The sequence below is a fragment of the Sphingobacterium sp. UME9 genome (assembly GCF_014170215.1).
GTDB lineage: Bacteria > Bacteroidota > Bacteroidia > Sphingobacteriales > Sphingobacteriaceae > Sphingobacterium > Sphingobacterium paramultivorum.
This window is the reverse complement of the sequence record NZ_LZZP01000011.1, coordinates 123697-147888: the sequence shown is the minus strand read 5'-3', so window position 1 is coordinate 147888 and position 24192 is coordinate 123697. Positions and strand designations below refer to the sequence as shown.

The following is a 24192-nucleotide window of genomic DNA, read 5'->3' as shown; positions in this document are numbered from 1 at the left end:
AAACGATGTTTAAACGAAATAAAAAGATTACCACAGTATTCGTGGCACTAACGGTGTTTGGATGGAGCCCCCTAATGGGGCAATCCATCCAACGCGTAGAACCTTTAAACTGGTGGGTAGGAATGGAAAATCCGACCTTGCAGCTTGTTGTGTATGGACCTCAGATAGGGAAAAGCGAGGTACAGGTGGAGGATAAAGGGATAGAACTTGTCAAAGTCAATCGCGTAGAAAATCCCAACTACCTGTTTTTGGATGTCAAGGTGGCTGCTTCGGCCAAAACAGGATGGTCAACTTTTACCTTTAGCCAAGGAAAGAAAAAACTAACCTATCGTTATGAGTTGAAGCAAAGGGATCAAAAAGTAAAAGCACAGGGTGTGAACAATGCTGATTTGATCTACCTGATTATGCCCGATCGTTTTGCCAATGGAAATAAAGAAAATGATCAGGTGAAAGGCATGTTGGATATGAGTTTAAACCGAGACTCGATGTATCTGCGTCATGGCGGTGATCTGGAAGGTATTATCGGAAAGCTGGATTACCTACAAGATCTTGGGGTGACATCATTGTGGTTGACTCCTGTGTTGACCAATGACATGCCCCAGGCTTCATATCATGGTTATGCCAACACCGAAACCTATCATATTGATCCCCGTTTTGGTAGCAACGATACCTATGTCCAATTGGGTGAACAGCTGCATAAACGTCAGATGAAACTGATTTTTGATGTGGTGCCCAATCATATCGGAAGTTATCATTGGACGGTAAAAGACAAGCCGATGGCCGACTGGCTCAATGAATGGCCTAACTATACGCAGACATCTTACAAAGACCAGACAGTTTTTGATCCTTATGCCTCGGCAGATGACAAAAAGAAAATGGTCAAAGGCTGGTTTGTTCCCACAATGCCCGATATGAACGAACAAAACCCATACGTTCAACATTATCTGACCCAAAGCCATATCTGGTGGATAGAGACTGCGGCAATAGATGGATTCCGAATTGATACCTATCCGTACAATGATCTTGATTTTATGGCAAAATGGACAGATCGCATTCTGCAGGAGTATCCAAAATTCACCTTTTTTGGTGAAACATGGGTACATGGTGTGGGGAACCAGGCCTATTTTCTGGGTGGAAAACGAGTTGGTCAGGAGGTCGATTCCAAGCTGATGGGTGTGACGGATTTTCAGCTTAATTATGCCATAGGTGATGCACTCAACCAAAAGACAGAATGGACCGCCGGAGCCAATAAATTGTATTCAACCCTCGCTTCAGACTTTCTGTACCCACATCCCGAGCAAAATGTGCTTTTTTTGGATAACCACGATAAAGATCGTTTTTTCTCCGTTGTCGGTGAAAATGTGCAGAAATATAAATCGGCAATGGCTTGGCTTATGACAACAAGGGGCATCCCACAATTGTACTATGGGGCTGAAATTCTGATGAAGAATTTCTCCAATCCAGATGGCTTGCTACGGGAAGACTTTCAGGGTGGTTTCGCGGGTGACAAACTGAACAAGTTTACCGCAGACGGAAGGACTAAAGCAGAGCAGGATATGTGGACTTTTGTTCAAACGCTAGCCAATTATCGTAAACAACATGCTGTATTACAAACTGGTAAAACGATGCAGTATGTGCCCGAAGATGGTGTGTATGTGTATTTCCGCTACAACGAGCAACAGACGGTTATGGTCGTGATGAATTGCAATGATTCGATGAAAGAGATCAAACTGGATCGTTTTAAGGAAAGAAACAGCAGGGTCAGATCCTATGTTGATATTATCCAAAAACAGGAAACCGCTCCAGCTGACAATACCTTGAAACTGGAAGCTTATGAGACTAAAGTGTTGGAGCTTAAGTTTTAATACAATTTAAAATTCTATAGAATTCATTTTTCAATGATTAATTATACTACTGTAAAAGCCGTAATATTTGATTTGGACGGTGTGTTGGTGGATACGGCAATCTACCATTTTCAAGCTTGGCATAGATTGGCCGAAGACTTGGGCTATTCGTTTTCCATTGTTGACAATGAGCAGCTGAAAGGTGTCAGCCGGATCGAATCCCTGGAGCTTATTTTAAAATGGGCCGGGGTGGAAAAGTCCGAAGCTGAAAAAGCGGATTTACTGGTGCTTAAAAACCAATGGTACTTGGAGTTGATTGAACAGCTGAGTCCTGACCACGTGCTTTCCGGTAGTTTGGAACTTTTAAAAAAGCTACAGGAAAAGGGAATTAAGATTGGACTTGGTTCGGCCAGCAAGAATGCAATGGGGATCCTTGAAAAAACCGGAATTATACCCTATTTCGATGCGCTGATCGATGGGAATGTAGTGCAGCTTTCTAAACCTAACCCGGAAGTTTTCCTTAAGGGGGCCGAGGTTCTGGAGATTGCGCCGGCCCACTGCCTGGTGCTGGAAGATGCGCAGGCTGGAATAGATGCAGCACGGGCAGCCGGTATGCAGGTAATAGGTATAGGCCTGGAAGAACATCTCAGGGGAGCGGATTTGGTCGTAGCAGATTTAGGGACCTTAGTCGATAAATTTTAAAATTTAGGAGAAATTCAATAGCGGAAAGCATGCTGTAGATGGTATCGGTAAATAGGGCAATCATTTATTTGCCTTCGATTCCGAGCATGCAGTGAAAAAAATAAAAAGATGAAAACATATATCAAACATAACCCTTGGCAAATTATCGAAGATACATTTCGCCCCGAACATAATGAATTTTCGGAAAGTATCTTCGCTATTGGTAATGGTCGGATGGGGCAGAGGGCTAATTTTGAAGAAGAATTCAGCGGGAAATCCTTGCAAGGGTCGTATTTGGCCGGTATTTATTATCCGGACAAAACACGTGTAGGCTGGTGGAAAAATGGGTATCCGGAATATTTCGCCAAGGTCATCAATTCCGTCGATTGGATAGGCCTGTATATTTTGGTCAATGGGCAGGTGCTGGATCTGAACAAAGTTACGGTCAAATCTTTTGAGCGCCGACTGGATATGCAGCATGGCGTTTTGTACCGCAGTTTTATCGTGGAAATGCCAGACGGAGCACAGCTTAAGGTAGAAGCAAGCCGGATGTATCATCTGTTTGCTTCCGAAACAGCTTCATTGCAGTACAACATCCAGACGCTTTCTGGTTCAATTACATTGGAGATCAGGTCGCAGTTAAATGCTGAAGTCGTTAACCGTGATAGTAACTATGACGAGCAATTTTGGGAAAGTACAGCGCAGGGTAGGGATGGTGAAAATACCTTTGTGGTAGCGCGCACTAAGAAAACGGGGTTTGAAGTCTATGCCATGCTTACAACGAGCGTAACTGGTCCAACAGCGGTCGTGGAAGTGCAAGATACCGTCGCAAGCCCGGGCTGTATGACGGAGATCTATCAGACAGATCTTGCCGAATCTCAAATTTGTCGTGTTGAGAAGCGCGTTGCCATTGTCACCTCGCAGAATCACCTGCCGGCTCAGCTAAAAGAGGCTGCTTCGGTTAATCTACACCAATTGAATGGGCTGATTTATGAGCAGTTAAAGGCTCAACAGGCAGCAGCCTGGCAAGCGATCTGGGCAGAAAGTGATATTGAAATTAGTGGTGATGTCGCAGCGCAGCAGGCAATACGCTATAATATTTTCCAGCTTAACCAGACTTATACCGGCGAAGATGAGCGCCTCAATATTGGTCCGAAAGGTTTTACAGGTGAAAAATATGGTGGTGTTACGTATTGGGATACCGAAGCATATTGTATTCCATTTTATCTCGCAACACAGTCACCAAAGATTGCCCGTAATTTGTTGATTTATCGTCATCAGCAATTGGAAAAGGCAATCGAAAATGCCGCTAAACTCGGCTTTAATCGGGGCGCTGCACTCTATCCCATGGTTACGATTAATGGTGAGGAATGCCATAATGAATGGGAGATTACATTTGAGGAAATTCATCGCAATGGAGCCATAGCATTTGCGATCTATAATTATGTCCGTTACACCGGAGATCAGGATTATATCTGGTCACATGGATTGGAGGTTTTGGTTGCGATAAGCCGTTTCTGGGCACAGCGTGTCAATTGGAGTGCCGATCGCCAGCAATATGTTATGTTGGGCGTGACGGGACCAAACGAGTATGAAAACAACGTAAACAATAACTGGTACACCAATCGTATTGCTTCATGGTGTCTGCAATATACACTGGACTGTTTAAAAAAGCTGGCTCAGCTGAGCGACGGGAATGCTGACGTACTGAAAGCGAAGTTGGCCGTAGCATCGGAAGAACAACAAAAATGGCAGCACATTGTCGATAACATGTATTATCCTTTTGATGTGCAACGGAATGTGTATTTGCAGCAAGATGGCTTTTTGGACAAAGAGCTGATTCCTGTGGCAGAACTTGATCCATCGCATCGCCCTATTAACCAGCATTGGAGTTGGGATAGGATTCTGCGTTCCTGTTATATCAAACAGGCCGATGTATTGCAAGGTTTTTACTTCCTTGAGGATCAATTTGACCTGGAGACCCTAGGTCGACATTATGAATTCTATGAGCCTTTTACGGTGCATGAAAGTTCGCTATCTCCCTGCGTACATGCGATATTGGCCGCTAAATTGAACAAGCCCGAAAAAGCGTATGAATTCTATCTGCGCACCTCACGTTTGGATCTGGACGATTACAATAACGATACCGAAGACGGTTTACATATTACGTCGATGGCGGGTACCTGGATGACAATCGTAGAGGGCTTTGCAGGAATGCGGATTAAGGACGGACAATTGTATTTAAATCCGATGTTGCCCAAAGAATGGGAAGGATATAAATTCCGTGTGTTATTTCGTGGAGCGACTTTACTGATTGCAGTAGATGCCGATGGCTATACGATCGAAAATGTCAGTGATACTGCAGTCCATATCCAGACGGCAACCGAAGCTTTCGTGCTGCCTGGGAAAAGCAAAAAACAGGTGCTTCAGCTGAGATAAACCTCAGTTTTCAGCAGTGAAAGAACCTATCTTATGCTGCTGAAAATAGGGGTTAAATGGTAATTAAATTGTATTTTGTCTTAAATTTTGATAGCCTATTATGGGAAATAAACCTGAATTAAGCATTAGCCAGGTCATCAATATGAGTTTTGGATTTCTGGGGATACAAATGGGTTTTGCTCTGCAAAATGGCAACGCCTCCCGTATTCTCCAAACATTTGGTGCTGATGTGGAGCATCTTTCACTTTTTTGGCTTGCAGCTCCGATTACAGGGATGATTGTACAGCCAATTATAGGCCATTATAGCGATCGAACCTGGAATAGATTGGGCCGGCGGCGACCTTATATTTTGGTGGGGGCACTGTTGACTACCCTGACTTTATTTTTAATGCCCAATGCGGCATTATTGACAACATTATTGGCGCCACTTTGGATCGGTGCAGGCTTATTGATGTTTATGGATGCTTCCATCAATGTGACGATGGAGCCTTTTCGGGCGCTGATCGGTGATAATCTGCCGAGCAGTCAGCGGAGTCTGGGCTTCTCGGTACAGACCTTTTTAATCGGGATTGGCGCTGTCCTTGGCTCGCTACTTCCCTTTATGTTGACGAAGTATTTTCATGTAGCAGGGACTTCTGAAGCCGGGCAGGTACCGAGTAATGTTATCTACTCCTTTTATGTAGGCGGTTTTGTCCTGCTTCTAACGGTGTTATGGTCTGTGTTCAAAACAAAAGAGTACTCACCAACAGCGCTTCAGACTTTTTCGGATACGGTTGCTATTGAACAGGATGCGGCACCAAAGTTTGGTTTGCGTTCTATCTTTAGTGATATCGGTAAGATGCCATTGATCATGCGCAAGTTGGGCTGGGTCCAGTTTTTCTCCTGGTTTGCCCTTTTTATGATGTGGGTGTATACAACTCCTGCTATTGCTGATTCGGTTTTTTACCTGCGGGAAGGAAATCGGCAGGATCTCTATATGGAGGCTGCCAATTGGGTAGGTGTGCTTTTTGGTATTTACAATGGAGTCTCGGCCTTGTATGCCTTGTTTATTCCGCGGATAGCTAAACATTTTGGGCGTGGAAAAACACATGCTCTTGGGCTTTCCATTGGTGGGCTTTCGTTAATTTCATTATTTCTGATCAAAGATGCCAATCTACTGATTCTTCCTATGATCGGTATTGGTATCGCTTGGGGAAGCATTTTGGCAATGCCTTATGCAATTTTGAGCGATCATTTGCCTACGGGTAAAATGGGAGTTTATATGGGGCTATTTAATTTTTTCATTACCCTACCTCAGATTGTGTGTGGATTTTTTGGCGGAATGATCATCAAATATTTTTTTCATAGCCAATCCATTTATGGCTTGTTGTTGGCCGGCATATTTATGTTACTGGCGGCATTCTTTGTTCCAAAGAGTAAGAATTAAGTTCATGCCATTATCGTAGACGTAGGCTAAACCCGCTACGTCTACGTTTTTTTTCTTCGCTAGCGTCTTTCAATAAGATTTTCTAACTTCTTGTGTTTTTCCCCGATTCTTTCTTTACCTAGGGACGATTTCTTTCTTTATCATTGCCGATATTCTTTCGGCATCTCGGCAACAGTTTTTACGCCATTGGAATAATCTTCTTCCTGGTACTAGAACTGGTGTTCATCACTTGCTGTTTTCAAGAATATAGCTGCTTGGCGACATGCCATAGTGCTTATGAAAGTCCCTTGAAAAATTGGATTGTACAGTATAACCGACCATCGTTGATACCTGGGTGATGTTATATTCTTTTTGGGTGAGTAGTTCTGCCGCCTTTTTCAATCGTGAAATATTGATCAATTCATTGGGCGTTAGGTCGGATAGTCCTTTGATTTTACGATAAAGGGTTGGACGGCTCATATGCATCAATTTGGCCAGTTCATCCACATTGAGATCTATCGTTGAAATATTCTCATAAATAACCGTATTCAGCTGACTGATAAAATCTTTGTCGGGTGCTGAAACGTTAATATCCATTAAGTTGGAGCTGGAAGAATTGGTTAGGTAATTCTTGATAATTTTACGGTTTTTGAGGATGTTGCGTATCTGTACCATGAGGAATTCAAGCGAAAAGGGTTTTTCGATATAGGCATCGGCACCATTTTTTAATCCCTGAATTTTTGAATCCAGCGCATTTTTTGCCGTTAGAAAAATAACGGGAATATGGCTATACAGAATATCTGTTTTGATGCGTTTGCATAGCGCCAGACCATCCATAATGGGCATCATAATATCTGTTAGTACAAGTTGTACATTCTCTTGATCTAATATTTCGAGGGCCTCGGCACCATTCCCTGCCCGTAGAATAGTGTAGCTGGTTTTCAATTCTTTATTGAGGTAGGCCAATATTTCTTTATTATCCTCGACGAGCAGAATCACCGGCTTTTCTTCCTCCTGTTCATCGGATCTATCATTCAATACATGATCGTCGTTATCTTCCTGAAAAGATTTGATGTCGAGCGACTGTTCCTGAAAAATTGGGATCGATAGCAGGAATATATTGCGGTTTTCCTCCAGATGTACAAGGGATAAGTTTCCTTGGTGTAATTCGACCAAGGAGCGAGATAAAGGAAGGCCAATGCCCGTCCCCGTATCTTTATCGGATTCATTTAAGCGATAAAATGGTTCAAATATTTTCTCTCTTTTCTCAAAGGGAATGAGCTCACCATCATTCTTAAACTCGATATTGAACATAATATCATCGCTATTAAAAGGGAGGAGTTTGACATAGACTTCTTGATCCGCATATTTGATAGCGTTGTGAATCAGGTTGGTAAAGATTTTTCGAAGGGCTTCCTCATCCACATAAGCCGTGAGACTGATACGCGGGAGACTGAGGTCATAGTGCAGCTGTTTATCTTTTGCGAGATAATTTAAATCGTGAAATACTTCGGATAGGAGGGCATTAATATCCGTTTTAGTAAAAATAAGGCTCATATTGTTGGTTTCTGCTTTTCTAAAATCCAGTAATTGGTTGGTGAGGCGAATTAATCGCGCCGTGTTTTTTTCAATCAGAGCAAGGTCTTTGGCTGTGTCGCGATCGGTAAATTTATGGTTATTGATTATTTTCTCAAGGGGCATTTTGATCAGCGTGAGTGGCGTACGAATTTCGTGGGCCAGATTGGTGAAGAATTCCAGCTTGAGGTTATATATTTCCTGTTCTTTTTTTCGTTCATAACTATCCATCTTTTGGGCATTGTTGGCCTTTATAAGGAGAAAGTAATACCGTAATACGAGCAGTGCAATGGTGCCGAAGCTCAAAAAATAAAGTAAGTATGCCCAACCTGACTGCCACCAGGGGGGCGAAACGATGATGAGCAGTTTTTTTTCATCCGGATTCCAGACGCTGTTGTTATTTGCACCTCTAAACTTAAACGTATAAGTGCCCGGAGGAAGTTTATTGTAATAGATTTTTTGATTGCCTGTAATATCGGTCCAGTCTTTATCGTAACCTTCCATGATATAACGATAAGGATTGCTCTTTGGGGAAACAAAGCTCAAGGCGGCGATATTGAAGCTAATATTGGAATTGTCGTAGGTCAGTTGGATCTCTTCTGATAGGGAGATGGATTCTTTCAGTATGCCATTTTCACGAACCGGTACGCTCACATTGTTAATCTGAATGCCGCTGATGAATATAGGTGGAATAAAGCTGTTCTTAATGGATTTTGTGGGGTTGAAGCTAACCATTCCTTTAATCGTCCCGAAATATAAAGTCCCGTCGCTATCTTTGTAAGCCGAATTATAATTAAACTGATCTGCAGGAAGCCCGTCTCTCGATGTATAGATGACCCTACGCGGAACACCTTCGTCCAGTCTGACCAGTCCACCACCGGTAGATATCCAGATGCTCCTGTTGTCGTCTTCCAGGACCTTGAATACCTGATTGGAAGGTAAGCCGGATTCGGTCAGATAATTGGTGAAGCGCCCATCACGACGGTATTTTGAGAGGCCGCTTTCGGTGCAAAACCACAAGTTATTTTTGCTGTCTTCAAATAGACCGTTGACGTAATTATTGACAAGTGTATTTTGTTTACCTTGTTCGGATAACAGATGCTGAATTTCTCCCGAACTGCGGTTATATTGGTAGACCCCACTACCGTAGGTGTTGATCCAAAGTATACCATATTCATCTTCATAAATGCCTTGTATCCATGCGGTAATTGGAAGGAGGTCAAAGCTATCGCTATTTTTGTTGTAGCGGTATAGTGCGCGGTCTGTCCCGACAAACATGCTGTTGTCTTTAGATTTATAGAGGCATACGGCAAAGCTGCTTTGTAAGGGGCCTTTGCCGATACGATCATAGTGTTTTTTCAGTTTTCCGGTTTTTACGTTGAGAATGTCTAGTCCATGTGTTGTGGAGCCTACCCAAAGATCGTCGCCGATTGTTGCCAGGCCATGAACATTGTTATGCGCTATACTTCCCTTTTTTCCATTGGCAAGGAAATGCTGAATCTGTTGTGTTTGAGCATCTATTTTGTTCAGGCCGCCATCTTCTGTTCCTATCCAGAAATTTCCATAGCGATCTTTTTTGATATCGTGTACAATATTGCCTGATAGGGCCGATTTTCCGAATCCGGATAGATACTTTTTGAAATTGTCGAATTGGTTGCTGTATTGGTTAAAGCCGCCGAAAAATGTTCCAAACCAGATATTATCTTCACGGTCCCGATAGAAATTCAGGACAGCATTGTCAGATATGGCAAATGGATTGAGCAGATCTTTTTTGATGTGCTGGCTCTGACCCGTGTGAATATCATAGGTATATATTCCAGTTTCTGTTCCGATCCAGTATACTGACTCCGTTTGTTGAATAATACAGTTTGCCTGGATGACTTTATTGGGGTAATGACTTGCAAATAGATTTTTTAACCGGCCATTTTTGAAATCAAACAAATAAGCCGAATTGATTGTCCCGACCATCAATAGGGAATCATTGATGGCGTAAACGGTTTTTGTATTTGCCAATGCTTTCCGATCGATCTTTTTAAGGTCAACTTCGACAAATTTGCTCGTATTTACCTGATACCGTTGTATGGTACTGTTATTGTCCGTTGTCCACAACCCGCCTTTTTTGCTGCTGGTAATCGCTACAATGGTATTTTTGTTCTGATCAAATGGAATTATTTCTGTTGTATAAGAATTATAGCGATAAAGTTTTCCGTTCGAAAGCAGCCAGATAAAACCGGCGTATTCGTGTATGGCATTTACTTCACCGATTGGTACACCCCTGAATGGTGTAAAATTTTCTTTAATAGGATCGTAACAATAGGTACCGCGTGTGGTTCCCACCCATAGCACTCCTTTACTGTCTGTGAGAATACTTAAAATGGACGAACTTCCGATACTTGTAGAGTCTGAAGCATTGTGTCTAAATATCTTAAATTGATTGCCATCAAAGCGATTGAGACCATTCCTTGTCCCTAACCATAGAAAACCCTGAACATCCTGTGTAATACATTTGACCGTGCTATTGGAGAGACCGTCGTGGGTTTGATAATTTTTAAAATAGATCGATTGTGCCTGCACGTTAATACATGCTAGCAAGATATATAAAAGGAGTATGGTGGTTATTCTTTTCAAAACTGATTACGTTGAACTAAAAATAGTCAATTAAAAGATAAAAAAGAGTTTTACTGATACGCTTTGATATAAAATTGAGACGCTCTGATTGGACTAGCTACAAGGATTTACGCATTTTTATAAAACAATAATAACCAAATATAAACGTATGTTTCGCCCTAGAATTATGACAGGTAAGTCCTGTGTCCTTGTTTTTCAGTTTGTTAGGTTTTTGTTTTTACATGTGAGACATTATGTTCACGATGCTTTGGTTTTGAATTTTGGCTTTAAAGGCCTTGATACCGAACGCTACGTCTTTGCCATTATTGGAAAAGGCTATACGCATTTCAAAAGGGCTTTGGAGCCTAAAAAATACCATTAAAAATCACTTAGTATCATTTGTGTATCCTAGATGCACGATATAAAAATCAATTAAACCACCAATCAAAAAGCGTATGAAAAATAAACTACTTGCACAATGCGTAATGACGCTTACATTTTTGCTTGTATCTTTTATTGTAGTTGCCCAGACGAAAGTCTTGAAGGGAAAGGTTGTAGATGAGACTCAAGGTCCATTGGCAGGAGCTACAATTAAGGTAAAAGGGGGAACCGCGGCTACAACAACAGACACGGAAGGTTCCTTTACATTTACTGTTCCCAGTGAAGCGAAAACGCTGGAAGTATCCTTTATTGGATACACTTTAAAAGAAGTACCCATTGTGGGAAACGATATCACCGTAGCGCTGGAACCTAGTGCCGGTCAGGGCCTAGATGAGGTCGTTGTGATCGGTTATGGTACCGCCCGTAAAAAAGATCTAACGGGGTCGATGGTCACTATTGGAGCGAAAAACTTCAATAAGGGGATCATGACGAGTCCCGATCAATTAATACAAGGAAAGACACCAGGGGTTATGGTGATTAATAATACGGGGCAACCTGGCGGATCAACCACAGTACGTATCCGTGGAAACTCATCGATCCGGGCCAGTAACAACCCGTTATTTGTGCTGGATGGTGTGCCTATGTCGGGTAATTCGCCTCTGCCCGAAGGAAGAGGAGGCTTTTCTTCCGACAGAGGAAATCCTTTGACTTACTTGAATCCGGGTGATATTGCTAGTATGGACATCCTTAAAGATGCATCGGCTACGGCAATTTATGGTTCACGTGGGGCAAATGGCGTTGTCATTATTTCGACGAAAAGAGGTAAAGTAGGGCAGCCCGAGGTTTCTGTAGGAGCCTCAGCAGGAGTTTCTACCATGCGGGAATATCCTGATGTGTTAGATGCTGCTCGATTTAGAGAAGCGTTGAAATATTATACACCATCTGAAGTCGCAAATGCTGATTTTGGTGGCAATGAGGATGCCTTTAAAGCGATCACAAGAAAAGCGATCACGCAAAATTACTATGCTGATGTAGCTGGCGGAACCGAGTATGGTAAGTATCGCCTTTCAGGTGGATATTTAAACCAAAACGGTATTATTCGTGGATCACAGCTGAAGAAATACACAGCCAATTTTAACGGGAATTTCCGTTTTCTGGAAAACAAACGATTGGGATTGGATTTTGCAGTCTTTTTGACGCAAATGGATAATAAATACGCACCGATCAATGCGATGGTAGGTTCGGAAGGAAATGTGATTTCCCAAGCCTTACAATGGAATCCGACACGACCATTACGGGACGATCAAGGCAATTTAACCTTTGTCAGTTCAACTACGCGAAACCCATTGACAAGTATTGACGCCTTTAAAGATTTGGCGACAACAAATACCATGGTAATCAACTTGGCGCCATACTATAAAATTACAGACGATTTGGAATATCGCTTTATCTATAGTGCAATGCGACAAACTGGAAACCGTGAAGGTATGTACCGCGCAGGACTTATTGATCCTTCAGCTGTGAACAATGAGCAGGCCTTTATTTCCAATAACGGAGAAACCAACTTGCAAATGACGCATATGCTCTCTTACAATAAACAAATCAATTCAGATTGGAGTGTCAATGCGGTAGCAGGTTACGAGTATTTGGATTATAACTACAACAACAACATTTCCTTTGGCGGTGGATTTCGTTATATGGGACTAGATTATTTTGACTATCTACAATATACACCTGTTTCCACGCGTGAAATATCGTCGTATAGAAGTCCAACCAACCAATTGCAATCACTTTTCTTGCGTGGCGGATTCAATTACTTGGATCGCTACTTATTGACTGCAACAGTAAGAAGGGATGGCTCAACGAAATTTGGTTCAAACAACAAATACGCCATGTTCCCTTCATTGGCCGTAGCCTGGAATGTGAATCAGGAAGAGTTTTTGAAATCTACCGGTATTTTTGATCAGTTGAAAGTAAGGGTAGGCTGGGGAAAAACAGGTAACCAAGAATTCCCATCTGGGGCATCGTTAAATAGATTGGTTTTTGGTAACCAAAGTGTAAGCCAGGCAAACTATGGTAATCCTGATTTGAAATGGGAGACTTCGACCACGATCAATGCAGGTATTGATTTTGGAATTTGGGGTAACCGTCTGTATGGATCCATTGATTATTTTAATAAGAAGACCACAGATGCACTATTTGAGCAAACTCTTGCACAGCCAGCTCCAGCAGGGCGTATCTGGGTGAATTTGGATGGCGAGATTGTCAATAAAGGGGTAGAGGTCGCGTTGACCGGTACAATTATTAAAAATGACAATTGGACTTGGGATTTGACAGGTAATGCAACTTTCCTGAAAAACAGTGTAAGTGGTCTAGTGGGCTATTACGAAACAGGGGCATTGCGTGGACAAGGTTTTTCAGGTGTATTGGGACAACGTATGACCAATGGACAACCATTGAATGTATGGTACTTAGCCGATTACCAAGGTATTGATCCGCAGACAGGCATGAGCATGTATCGCGGACAGGATGGTAGTATCAGTACGGCCAACGACCCTGCAATTAATAAATTCTATATGCACAGTCCAAATCCGACGACTTTATTGGGTATTTCTACCAACGTAAATTACAAACAGTTTTCTTTGGCTGCCAATATGAATGGTGCTTTTGGACATTATCTATTCAATAATACGGCAGCGACGACTTTGGGATTGAGTAATCTGTCATCACGTAATATCGGTTCAGCATTCTTTAATACGGCTGTAAAAGAGTCTACTTCCAATTCAGCAGCGCCTTCGACGCGATTCCTTGAAAAAGGTGATTATCTAAAAATGGCCAATCTTACTTTAAGCTATCGTGTTGGAAATGTAGGTAGAACACTTAAGAATTTAAATGTATCCCTTACTGGACAGAATCTTTTCATCATCACGAAGTATACAGGATTTGATCCTGAGGTGAATACAGATGGTGCAACAAATGGTATTCCTTCGTTGGGTATCGAATATTTACCCTATCCACCGGCAAGAAATATCCTATTGGGGGTTAACTTCTCACTTTAAGCGTATACTGTAGATCATTAGATAATAAAAAGAGGAGAGCGTCAAGATGGATTTAAACGTATTAGTGAATGAATAAAAATGAATAAATCTGATCGCCCCATTACGAATGAAACACCAAAGGCAGTATGAATGCCTTACAGTCAAAATGGATGAATAAATAATCAAATTTAGACGGATGAAAAAGATGAAATTAAGAACTTTATTATATATCGGAATAATTGGCTCCATTGTAACAAGTACATTTTCTTGTACTAAACTAAAGGAGGAATTTAAAGGAGAATTAGAGGAGGGGACATCCAATGTGGATCCTGGAAGCTTGTTGATCACAGCTTATAATTCATTGAATACCCCTTATCAGCAGGAACAGCGCTGGGTGATGCAGGAAATATCAACGGACGCAGCCATGGCCCCTACACGGGGTGGCGACTGGGATGATAATGGTATGCATCGTGCGATCCATTTACATACCTGGAATGCAGATAATGGCTACATGAACAATACTTTTGTCAGTTTGGGTACAGCCATCTATAATGCAGGCAATGTGTTGCGGTACAATCCGAGTGCGCAACAAGGCGCTGAAGCGAAGTTTATTCGTGCGTTGGTCATGTTTGATATGTTGGATCTCTATGGCGTAGTACCCGTCCGGGAAGGAGCCTCTTTTGAAGATTTTAGAATCGCACCAGAGGTGTTACAGCCACAGGCGGCTATTGACTATATGGTGAAGGATCTCAACGAAATTATAGCGAGTTTGCCTGCAAACGGGCCGAGAGCGGCATATGTAGCCAATAAAAATGCGGCGAAAGCATTATTGATGAAGATTTATTTGAATAAGGGAACATTTCTAAATAGACAAGCTCCTTCTTTTGCTGCCGAGGATATGAATAAGGTAGTGACCTTAGCCAAAGAAATTACCGCTTCGGGATCCTATACTATTTCTGCGAAGGGCAAATACTTTGATAATTTTGCGCCGGATAACGACGAGAAGTCTACCGAAAATATTTTCACTTTATACAATAAAAATGGAGATAGAGGTGGAAATGTGGACCGTACCTGGAATACCGTTGCTCACTATAATATGAATCCAGGGGGTTGGAATGGCTGGTGTACCTTATCAGATTATTACGATAAATTTTCGGATACCGATGAAAGAAGGGGAATTTATTATAATTATCCAGCTGATACGACTTCTAACAGAACAAAAGAATTCAAACGTCAAAATGTTGGTTTTTTTGCTGGACAGCAATACAATTGGAGTACAAACAAACCTTTAATGGCGCGGAACCCAGCGAATGCGCCTTTGGTCTTTACGCGTGAAGTGACCATCCGTACCTCGGGTGCAACCCTGGAAACAGCTGGTATCCGTCCAATGAAGTATGCTTTTGATTATGCCGTCACTGGTCAACGAAACAACGACTGGGTTGTATTTCGTTATGCCGACGTATTGCTGATGCAAGCAGAGGCTATTCTGAGAGGTGGAACAGGGACAGCAACAGAGGCACTCGGTTTGGTCAATACTATTCGGACGAACCGTGGTGTTAATAACTTGACGGCATTGACGCTCGATAATTTATTGGATGAGCGTGCTCGCGAGTTATATTGGGAAGGCTGGAGAAGACAGGATTTGATTCGTTTTGGTAAATTTTTATTGGCCTGGCAAGAAAAGGCTGCGGATGCCGATCCCAAAACATTGGTTTATCCAATCCCGAGCCAACAGATTGCCGTCAATCCAAATTTGAAGCAAAATACGGGTTATTAATTTGCTATATAAGCATCAGTAAAACAAGCAACTTCACGAAGTTCGTTTTATTTTGAAAGGTATTTAGCTGATAGGAACTTATTCTTATCAGCTAAATACCTTCTTTTTTTGAAACAGATCGTTTCTTACAATTCGTTTCTTTTGACCAGAAAGAACCAGCAGTTTACTTTCATGACAGTTGGTTCTTGTGAAACTAAAAAGCTTTTAGGAAAAAAGGTGCTTAAAATGGGGATTGAAGCAATTGCTCTATTGAAAATATTATCTTGTTTTTTTGATAAAAAATAATCACTTTAGAGGTGGATAACTAGCCAAAAAGCATGGGTCATTTTGACGGATCAAATTGAAATTCTGTCAGATACCAATTTCGATATTCTTTGTAAAGAGGATAACAGCATTGAAACAAGACTATCTAAATGTAGATTATGATTAATAAAATCCTACAGCGGGCACCTACTAACGAAAAAGAGTTTTTTTTAGCTTATCGTTATTGGTACAGGAAATTATACTATTTTCTGTATCAGAAGACCCAATGTTCGAATCTTGCTGAAGATGTCGTCCAACAGACTTTTTTAATTGTTTGGGAACGCAAAAATAATGCGAATCAGCAAATCCAATTCAGTACCCAGCTCTTCCAGATTGCGCGCACAAAATTGATTGATGAATTGCGCCGGCGTGCATTGAATAGAAAATATGTAGCGTTTGAGAAACCATTTGTACTGACCCAATATGAAGATCTTGAACGACAAATTGCCTATAAAGGAGAGTTAGAATACGTAAAAGAGCTGATTACACAAATGCCTTTTATGCGGCAACAGGTGTTTTATCTTCATAAAATTGAAGAATTGAGTTATAAAGAAATTGCCGTCAAATTGTCTATCTCCCCGAAGACTGTAGAAAATCACGTTAGCATTGGCCTGAAATTTATTAAAAAATTTTTTAAGTTGTCTTAGGGGACAAGCCCATCACTATTCGTATAACAGTTATATACCTATCCCGCTAAAAGGATAGAAACTGTTATGAATCGCAAATCCTTATTAAATAAATTCCTGGCGAATGAATGTTCTGCTGAGGAAGCGAAACTTGTGTTCACCTGGCTGAATGACGATCCGACATTATTGGACGATCTCATTTCGGAAGATGATTGGGTATCCTATATCAATCAGGAAAATAAGTCAAAACGTGGTGGCGATAGCCTGTTGAGAATTATTACTGTATTCGTCCTGTTTGGTTTCCTGTTCGTTTTATTCAATCTTTTGAGCACATCAACCGATAAACCTATACAAACAGCAAGCTTCATTCATGAAATTTACTACAACCCTTCTGCTCAGCCTAAAGAAATTATTGCAGCAGACAATTCGATTTTAACCTTGGAACCCGGTGCACTGATTCAGCTAGGTATAAAACCGGATCTTGATTTTCGGCGGGTTAAACTATTCAGTGGAAGAGTCAATTTTAAAGTAGCAAAGGATCCTTCAAAACCTTTCATCGTCGAAAGCGGCACGTTGATGACCACAGCGCTGGGAACAGAATTCATCGTGGATTATAATGCGGCAGTTGAACATGTTCTGATCCGATTATTTGAGGGGAAAGTTCGCGTTGAATCTATAGAACCGTCCGTAGTAGAGACAAGCATTTTGAAACCTGGCCAACAGATTTATTTTGGCGGGGCGAACAAGATGCTTGTTTCAAATTTTAAAGGTACGCCAAAAATGAGCGCCAGGGAAAGTCTACCAGCCCAGCTTATGCTTTCCGCAACGGAAAAACCGTACCGCAATCCGGCAACAATTCACCAGAGCGCCAATTGGCTCCAATTGGAAGAAACCGCTGTATCCGATATTATTCGATATATCAATCATGAACTTGATGTACCTATATCCTATGATTCATTAATCGTTAAAAACTATCGGATAAAGGGGCGGTTTAGCAAGAATCCAACAATGGACCTGAAAGACAAAATGGATCTTGCGGCGTCTATTCTGCAGTTGATTGTTGAGGTGAATCCGTTTATTCTTGAAAAACAACATAATACATATATACTCAAACCTAAAAAATAGAATCATGGTAAATTTCAACTTAACCAAGAAACCATTTTTTGTTTTTCTTGTCTTGACACTGTTATCTTTTCGATGTCTAGCGGGAACAATAAATGGTGTAATCAAAAACTCGTCGGGGCAACGGCTGGCAGGGGTAAGTATAATTTTGAAAAATCCCGGCAGCAGTTTTTCAACAGCAGCTTCGAGTGCGAGTGATGGGAGTTTTCGTTTTGCTGATGTACCGAATGGAAAGGGGTATGAACTGACTTTTTCATACATCGGGTATCAAAGCTATGTGGAACGAAATGTGCAGGTTTCCGCTGATGGAGCCACCACTCTTTCCATTATTTTGGAGGATCAGGTGAATCAGCTAGAAGATGTTGTCGTGATCGGATACGGTAAACAAAAGAAAAGCGATCTGACAGGTGCCATTGCATCGCTTTCCAGCAACGAACTAACGAAAGGAGGAGCAGTGAGCAATGTAGGTCAGGCTCTACAAGGTAAAGCTTCCGGTGTCGTTGTAACCCAGAATTCAAAGGCGCCGGGTGGTAGCACGTCTATTCGGATTCGCGGAACCAATTCGATTAGTGGAAGTAATGATCCACTCTATGTGATCGATGGATTTCCAACAAATAATGGAATCAACATCAATCCTGATGATATTGCTTCCATGGATATCTTAAAGGATGCTTCGGCAACGGCTATCTACGGTTCCAGAGGTGCCAATGGTGTTATTATCATTACCACAAAACGTGGTCTTACGGATAAAAACAACATTACCTATAGTGGCTATGTGGGAACACAGAAACCGATTATACCGTTCACCTTTCTCGACGGTAAGCAATATATGAATCTTGCCAATGCACTTTATAAGGAGATTCAGGGGCAAGAAAATCAGGAATATGCAGTCTACACCAAATCACAGCTCGAGTCTGATGTCAATACGGATTGGGTAAAGGAGACCATGCGGAACGGCATTTTGCAAAACCATAATTTACAGTTTTCCGGAGGTGGTGAGAAAACCAAAGTGTTGACGAGCATAGGTTATTTTGATCAAAAGGGTGTTTTGAAGACGACAGACTTTAATCGAATTTCGGGACGTATCAACGTGGATCAAAAGGTAAACGATTATATCCGCACTGGGGCGAGCCTATCCGCGCAACGGGAAAAATCGAATATGCAGGTGTATGACGGAAATATCCTCAATTCAAATGTTTTGTATAGCATATTGACCTATGATCCGACGGTACCTGTTTACAATGCAGACGGTAGTTTTGGAAGACCTCCAGGAGGGCAGGGGGACAATCCCTTGGCCAACCTGATGTCACGGATCAATGATGTGCAAAGGGACAAGTTGAATGGAAATATTTTTCTTGAGGTAAATCCGATCAAGGAACTGACCTTACGCATGGATGCAGGAACGGAAATAACACATGATCAATTGGGCAGTTATCTGACTAGAGACTCTTATCAGGGTGGGATAGATGATGGTGTGGCAAGTCAGGCCGATTATAATGAAACCCATAACCTGATTGATTTTTATGCTACCTATGCAAAGGTGTTTAATGAGAAGCACAATTTGAGTGTGATGGGGGGCTATTCGTATGAGAAATACGTGCGCAACAATAAGGGGATCAATGTGAAAGGTTTTTCAACGGATCTGCTGGAATACAATAATTTAGGAATGGCCTCTAGTATTACGGGAGTAAATTCTGCTAAAGCAGAGAACTTGGTCATCTCTTTTTTCGGGCGGGTAAATTACGCCTATGCTGATAAGTACCTGTTGACTGCAACCTTACGTCGTGATGGATCATCGCGCTTTAGTCCCAACCATCGTTGGGGAACCTTTCCTTCAGCAGCTTTTGCATGGAAGGTCAACAATGAGGATTTCATGAAAGAGCAGCAGTTATTTTCGGATCTAAAATTTAGGTTGGGTTATGGACAGACGGGTAATGATCGCGTTGCGGATTATGCTTCTTATGGATTGATGGATAATGGGCACTATACGTTTGATGGTGTGACCAATTCGGGTGGCGTTAAACAAAACCCCACTTATCCTGAAAACGATAAATTAAAATGGGAATCCACGACGCAATATAACGTCGGACTTGATTTTTCATTTTTTAAGAATCGATTAGCCTTTACCGTAGATGCCTATTATAAGAAAACCAATGATCTTTTGATTAAGAGTATATTGCCTTATTACACAGGATATACCTCCGGACAGCGCAATCTAGGTACGATGAATAACAAAGGGTTGGAGTTTTCGGTAACCAGTAAGAATATGACCGGAGCGTTTACCTGGGAGACAAAATTGAATTTAACGATGAACCGCAATAAGGTGTCAAGCTTGGGTGGAGAGCCTGAACAATTGTTGACTTCGTCAAAACCAATGGGTAATGTTTCTGAAGAAGCTTATTCGGTTATTCGTGTTGGGGAATCGTTGGGCTCTTTATTTGGCTATAGATACCTGGGGGTTATTCAACAAGGAGAAAACTATGCGCCACAGCCAAATTCGAAACCCGGCGATCCAAAGTTCGCGGATGTGAACGGCGATGGTACAATCAATTCAGCGGACCGGACGATCATCGGTCGTGGTTATCCGAAGTTCAATTTTGGTATGACCAATACATTCGCTTATAAAAACTTTGATCTGACGGCCTTCATTTATGGAAATGTCGGAAACGATCTCCTTAATATGACACGCATGAATCTGGAGTGGAAACGTACCACAGAAGCTTTAAATCGATGGACACCGACAAACACCAATACGGATATTCCAAGAAACGGATTCTACTACATGAACTATGGTGGCTATATCAATGACCATTTTATTGAGAATGCTTCTTTTTTGCGGTTGCGTAATCTGACACTCGGTTATACCATTCCATTGAAAACAAAAGCGGTTCAATCGATACGGGTATATGGTATGGCGGAAAACTTATTTACGATTAGCAATTATTCTGGATGGGATCCTGAGGTGGATACCAAGGGATATGAAAATGATGCGCTGGTTAAAAATAGAGCTGGAAATAATCAGAGTGCCAATGCAGGGGTAGGTCTGGATTTTAATTCATATCCTTCGATGCGCTCGTTTACTTTTGGTGTAAGTGCAACATTTTAATAGCTAATATCTAAATCAGAAATGACATGAAGACGTTTAAAAATAATATAAAATATATCTTGGGTATGGCGGGTTTGGCCGCTGTATTGGGCCTCAGCTTGAATAGCTGTACCAAGCTTGACCCTAAATTATACAGTGATCTGACGACAAAAAATGCCTACTCAACCGAGAGCGATATCAATGCTGCCTTGACGGGTGTCTATACGAGTTTATCGCCTTATCCGGGGGATGCTTATTTATACTATGCGGGTTATTTGGTGATGATCACCGATTACGCAACGGATATAGGCTTTTCTACAGCGGCAGGTGATCCTACACGGATGAGTAACTTTACATATGATGATAATAACAGGTATTTTAAATTTAATTATCAGAATATGTACCAGGTGATTAGCAATGCCAATATGTTGATTGATCGTATTGAGAGTGTAACTATTCCCGACGATCGCAAGAAGAAAATTATCGCACAGGCCAGGTTCTTGCGGTCATTATCTTATATGGATCTTACAGATGCCTGGGGACCGGTACCACTGATAACGACAGTCAAGAATCCGACGGAAAGCTACAATGAACCCTTGGTTGCTGTAGAGAAAATTGATGCACAGATTGCTGAAGATTGTCAGTATGCAATCGATAACTTGCCGGAGAAATGGTCGGACGAACTGGGCATTGGCCGTGCTACAAAAGGCGCCGCGTTGACCTTAATGGGAAAGATGTATATGCGTTCGCACAATTATGAAAAAGCAAAAACGTATATCGATCAGGTTTTAGCGTTACGTGATAAAGGTGTATACACGCTGAATCCGGATTTTAAGAAGGAGTGGTCCGACAATAATAAAATGGATATGGGGCTGATATTTGGCATCTTGCATGAGCCTACATTAAATGGAGGCGAGATTACCAATCACTTTGGTCCGACCGACAACCCTGAAGTACCGGATAGATGGCAGTACTATGGTGTTTCCCTTGATTTTTGGCGAAAATATAGTGATCTCGATCCGCGTAAAAAGTTTTTCTATTATAATTACACCGGAAAGGCTGCACGGGACAAAAATACAAAGTATGGATTTTTTTACATGTTGCCTGCTAAAGGACAGACTACTCCGCCAAGTGATACCGTAAAATTCCTGCAAAATGTTGCGACGAAAAAGTATTCTTATGATATGGTTAATAACTCCTATCTGGATGGGCGCACGATTCAGGTTCTCCGTTTGGCGGATGTTATTTTGTGCAAGGCTGAGATTGAAAATGCACTGAACGGACCCGCTGCAGCATTGCCTTATATCAATGAAGTCCGGAAGAGAGCTGGAGCACCTGAATATGGTAAGCATCCTGATTTTCCTAGTCCTGCAAGTAAGGAGGCTATGATCGATGCGCTTGTTGACGAACGTGGTTTTGAGCTTGTCTTTGAATACAAAAGACGTCAGGATCTGATCCGCCTGGGCCGCTATGAAAAAGTAAGCAACGCTTATTTGAAAGGCCGCGGACTGAAAGAAAATGTCACTGAAGCCATGCGCTATTTCCCTTATCCATTGGAAGAAGCACGTTTGCATCAAGAAATGACGACGGCCAATCCATCGCGATTGCCTAAATAACCCAAACTAAAGCGCATTATATTCGGTAATGCGCTTTGTTTGATAGACCAGTGGAATTGAAATTATTTACAGATGAAACCAATTAAAGCAATTATTGCACTGATTGTGGTAGCTATAGCGGTATTTGCTGCTTACTATTATTATGCACATCAGGTTGACATTGAAAATATTGAGGTGAGCTCACCCAATAATTTGCCGCTCAACGCTGCTATTCAGGTGAAACTAAATAAGGCAGAAGCCGTGTATGTGGAGTATTGGAAAGAGGGGGATAAACAGTCTTATAAAACAACTGTTTCAAATGCTGCTGTTCAGCATAAAATTCCGTTAATGACGCTTGAACCAAATACAAGTTATAAATTTAGGGTTATCATAGACCGGATTATTCCCATAAAATCGAGCGAACAATCTTTTAAAACAAGAGCGCAATCGCCATGGATGGTGCACGACTGGATCAAGGCCGACCATCCTCATGATGAAAAGGCCCTAGGTAATGGTATGGTATTATTATGTTATCGCGGATTTCCGGGCTACATGGCCATGGTGGACGGTAAGGGGACGATTCGTTGGTATTGGCAGGACGAAAAGCTGGGCGTGCGTCTTGCTTCTTTGACACCAAGGGGTACTATCCTTGCCTTATTGGCTCCAGCGAGTAAAGATGAATTCAACAAACCCAATCAGCCAAGCAAGAAATCGACCAATGCAAGTTATTATTTAAGAAGCGGCCGTATCGGATTTGTCGGTGGGACGGTACTTGTTGAAATTGATCTTACGGGTAAAGAAATAGCACGTATCGATTTGGATAAAAAAGGGATCATCATGCACCATGACGTGCAGATGGATCACAACAATAATATTGTCGGTATCGTGCGGGATTTTAGGATCGACGATCGGCCCAACCATCCAAAAGATACCCTCTGGGGTGATGCTATTTTGACGATGGATATAAAAGGTAATATCTTGAAGAAATGGTCTCCCTGGGAAAAATGGGATATTCAGCAGGATAAAAAATTAGACAGCCTGAAGCATGACCGATTTCATTTAAATACGATCTCCTTCGATCGTGATAACAATTATTTGACTTCTTCGCCAATTGAAAATCAGGTCTGGAAAATTGATGCCAAAACTGGTGATATTCTCTGGAAATTGGGAAAGGGTGGCGATTATAAATTAAAGGACCAGGAACTATTTTATTTCCAGCATGCACCGCATATCACAAAAACTGGTGAGCTGTTGCTTTTTGACAATGGTGATTTTTCTCCGCGTGACAGTACAACAGCCAATAAGCAATCACGGGCGATCGCTTTTAGGCTTGATCAAAAGAATAAAACGGCAACAGTAGCTTATGCGGCTCCAATTCCTAAAAAGCAGTTTACAGCAAGAATGGGCAGTGCCTATGAACTGGATAATGGTAATTTACTGCAGACTAGCTCGAAAACAGGTAGTGTACTGGTGACGGATAAAAGGGGGAAAGTTCTTTGGGAATTAAACGCTTATTTTATTCCGTATCGCGCTATTTATGTGCCTGAGGAAACCTGGCATAAATACAGACAAAACTAAGTTAAGATGTTAGGAATAAAACTTAATTTTAGTCCTCTTATTGACCAATAAAAGTAGCTGCACTACGGACTCATATTGGGGAAGCAGTGCAGCTTGTAAATCGTATCAGGCTTATGGAAAAGCTTGGTAAAGACAA

At 41.7% G+C, this 24192-nt stretch carries 12 protein-coding genes; 11 read left to right on the top strand and 1 reads right to left on the bottom strand.

Going from position 1 to position 24192, the window contains the following annotated elements; genetic code table 11:
* Nucleotides 1-5: 5 nt before the first annotated feature.
* The 4 genes from A9970_RS17500 to A9970_RS17485 all read left to right on the top strand — a co-directional run bounded on the left by A9970_RS17500 (nt 6) and on the right by A9970_RS17485 (nt 6390).
* Nucleotides 6-1865 (top strand): glycoside hydrolase family 13 protein, encoded by a 1860-nt coding sequence (locus A9970_RS17500; protein WP_182983223.1) that lies wholly within the window; start codon nt 6-8, stop codon nt 1863-1865.
* Nucleotides 1866-1898: 33 nt separating this feature from the next.
* The gene (gene pgmB / locus A9970_RS17495; RefSeq protein WP_182983222.1) at nt 1899-2546 is read left to right on the top strand and encodes a beta-phosphoglucomutase; all 648 of its coding nucleotides are present in this window, start codon (nt 1899-1901) and stop codon (nt 2544-2546) included.
* 108 nt (nt 2547-2654) lie between these two features.
* Nucleotides 2655-4964, top strand: a complete 2310-nt coding sequence (locus A9970_RS17490) for a family 65 glycosyl hydrolase domain-containing protein (RefSeq protein ID WP_182983221.1) — start codon at nt 2655-2657, stop codon at nt 4962-4964.
* A gap of 100 nt (nt 4965-5064) precedes the next feature.
* Complete coding sequence (locus tag A9970_RS17485; protein ID WP_182983220.1) at nt 5065-6390, top strand: MFS transporter; 1326 nt, start codon at nt 5065-5067, stop codon at nt 6388-6390.
* 225 nt (nt 6391-6615) lie between these two features.
* Here the strand turns inward: A9970_RS17485 and A9970_RS17480 are convergent, their stop codons facing one another.
* Nucleotides 6616-10572, bottom strand: a complete 3957-nt coding sequence (locus tag A9970_RS17480; RefSeq protein ID WP_259655427.1) for a two-component regulator propeller domain-containing protein — start codon at nt 10570-10572, stop codon at nt 6616-6618.
* Between the two features lie 434 nt (nt 10573-11006).
* On the opposite strand from A9970_RS17480, the gene A9970_RS17475 reads away from it, so the two are divergent.
* The 7 genes from A9970_RS17475 to A9970_RS17445 all read left to right on the top strand — a co-directional run bounded on the left by A9970_RS17475 (nt 11007) and on the right by A9970_RS17445 (nt 24056).
* On the top strand, nt 11007-13991 hold the full coding sequence (locus A9970_RS17475; protein WP_153845044.1) for a SusC/RagA family TonB-linked outer membrane protein: 2985 nt from the start codon (nt 11007-11009) through the stop codon (nt 13989-13991).
* Nucleotides 13992-14175: 184 nt separating this feature from the next.
* On the top strand, nt 14176-15747 hold the full coding sequence (locus tag A9970_RS17470; protein ID WP_075994688.1) for a RagB/SusD family nutrient uptake outer membrane protein: 1572 nt from the start codon (nt 14176-14178) through the stop codon (nt 15745-15747).
* A gap of 422 nt (nt 15748-16169) precedes the next feature.
* On the top strand, nt 16170-16697 hold the full coding sequence (locus A9970_RS17465; protein ID WP_075991636.1) for an RNA polymerase sigma factor: 528 nt from the start codon (nt 16170-16172) through the stop codon (nt 16695-16697).
* Between the two features lie 66 nt (nt 16698-16763).
* Nucleotides 16764-17801 carry a FecR family protein gene (locus tag A9970_RS17460; protein WP_182983219.1) on the top strand — a complete coding sequence of 346 codons (1038 nt, stop codon included), beginning with the start codon at nt 16764-16766 and terminating at the stop codon, nt 17799-17801.
* Nucleotides 17802-17805: 4 nt separating this feature from the next.
* Nucleotides 17806-20904 (top strand): TonB-dependent receptor, encoded by a 3099-nt coding sequence (locus tag A9970_RS17455; RefSeq protein ID WP_120336755.1) that lies wholly within the window; start codon nt 17806-17808, stop codon nt 20902-20904.
* Nucleotides 20905-20930: 26 nt separating this feature from the next.
* Nucleotides 20931-22499 (top strand): RagB/SusD family nutrient uptake outer membrane protein, encoded by a 1569-nt coding sequence (locus A9970_RS17450; protein WP_198386053.1) that lies wholly within the window; start codon nt 20931-20933, stop codon nt 22497-22499.
* A gap of 72 nt (nt 22500-22571) precedes the next feature.
* Nucleotides 22572-24056 (top strand): aryl-sulfate sulfotransferase, encoded by a 1485-nt coding sequence (locus tag A9970_RS17445; RefSeq protein WP_182983218.1) that lies wholly within the window; start codon nt 22572-22574, stop codon nt 24054-24056.
* Nucleotides 24057-24192: the final 136 nt, after the last annotated feature.

Coding starts and splice junctions, on each gene's coding strand:
- A9970_RS17500 (WP_182983223.1), top strand. CDS start 6: ATGTTTAAACGAAATAAAAAGATTACCACAGTATTCGTGGCACTAACG.
- pgmB (WP_182983222.1), top strand. CDS start 1,899: ATGATTAATTATACTACTGTAAAAGCCGTAATATTTGATTTGGACGGT.
- A9970_RS17490 (WP_182983221.1), top strand. CDS start 2,655: ATGAAAACATATATCAAACATAACCCTTGGCAAATTATCGAAGATACA.
- A9970_RS17485 (WP_182983220.1), top strand. CDS start 5,065: ATGGGAAATAAACCTGAATTAAGCATTAGCCAGGTCATCAATATGAGT.
- A9970_RS17475 (WP_153845044.1), top strand. CDS start 11,007: ATGAAAAATAAACTACTTGCACAATGCGTAATGACGCTTACATTTTTG.
- A9970_RS17470 (WP_075994688.1), top strand. CDS start 14,176: ATGAAATTAAGAACTTTATTATATATCGGAATAATTGGCTCCATTGTA.
- A9970_RS17465 (WP_075991636.1), top strand. CDS start 16,170: ATGATTAATAAAATCCTACAGCGGGCACCTACTAACGAAAAAGAGTTT.
- A9970_RS17460 (WP_182983219.1), top strand. CDS start 16,764: ATGAATCGCAAATCCTTATTAAATAAATTCCTGGCGAATGAATGTTCT.
- A9970_RS17455 (WP_120336755.1), top strand. CDS start 17,806: ATGGTAAATTTCAACTTAACCAAGAAACCATTTTTTGTTTTTCTTGTC.
- A9970_RS17450 (WP_198386053.1), top strand. CDS start 20,931: ATGAAGACGTTTAAAAATAATATAAAATATATCTTGGGTATGGCGGGT.
- A9970_RS17445 (WP_182983218.1), top strand. CDS start 22,572: ATGAAACCAATTAAAGCAATTATTGCACTGATTGTGGTAGCTATAGCG.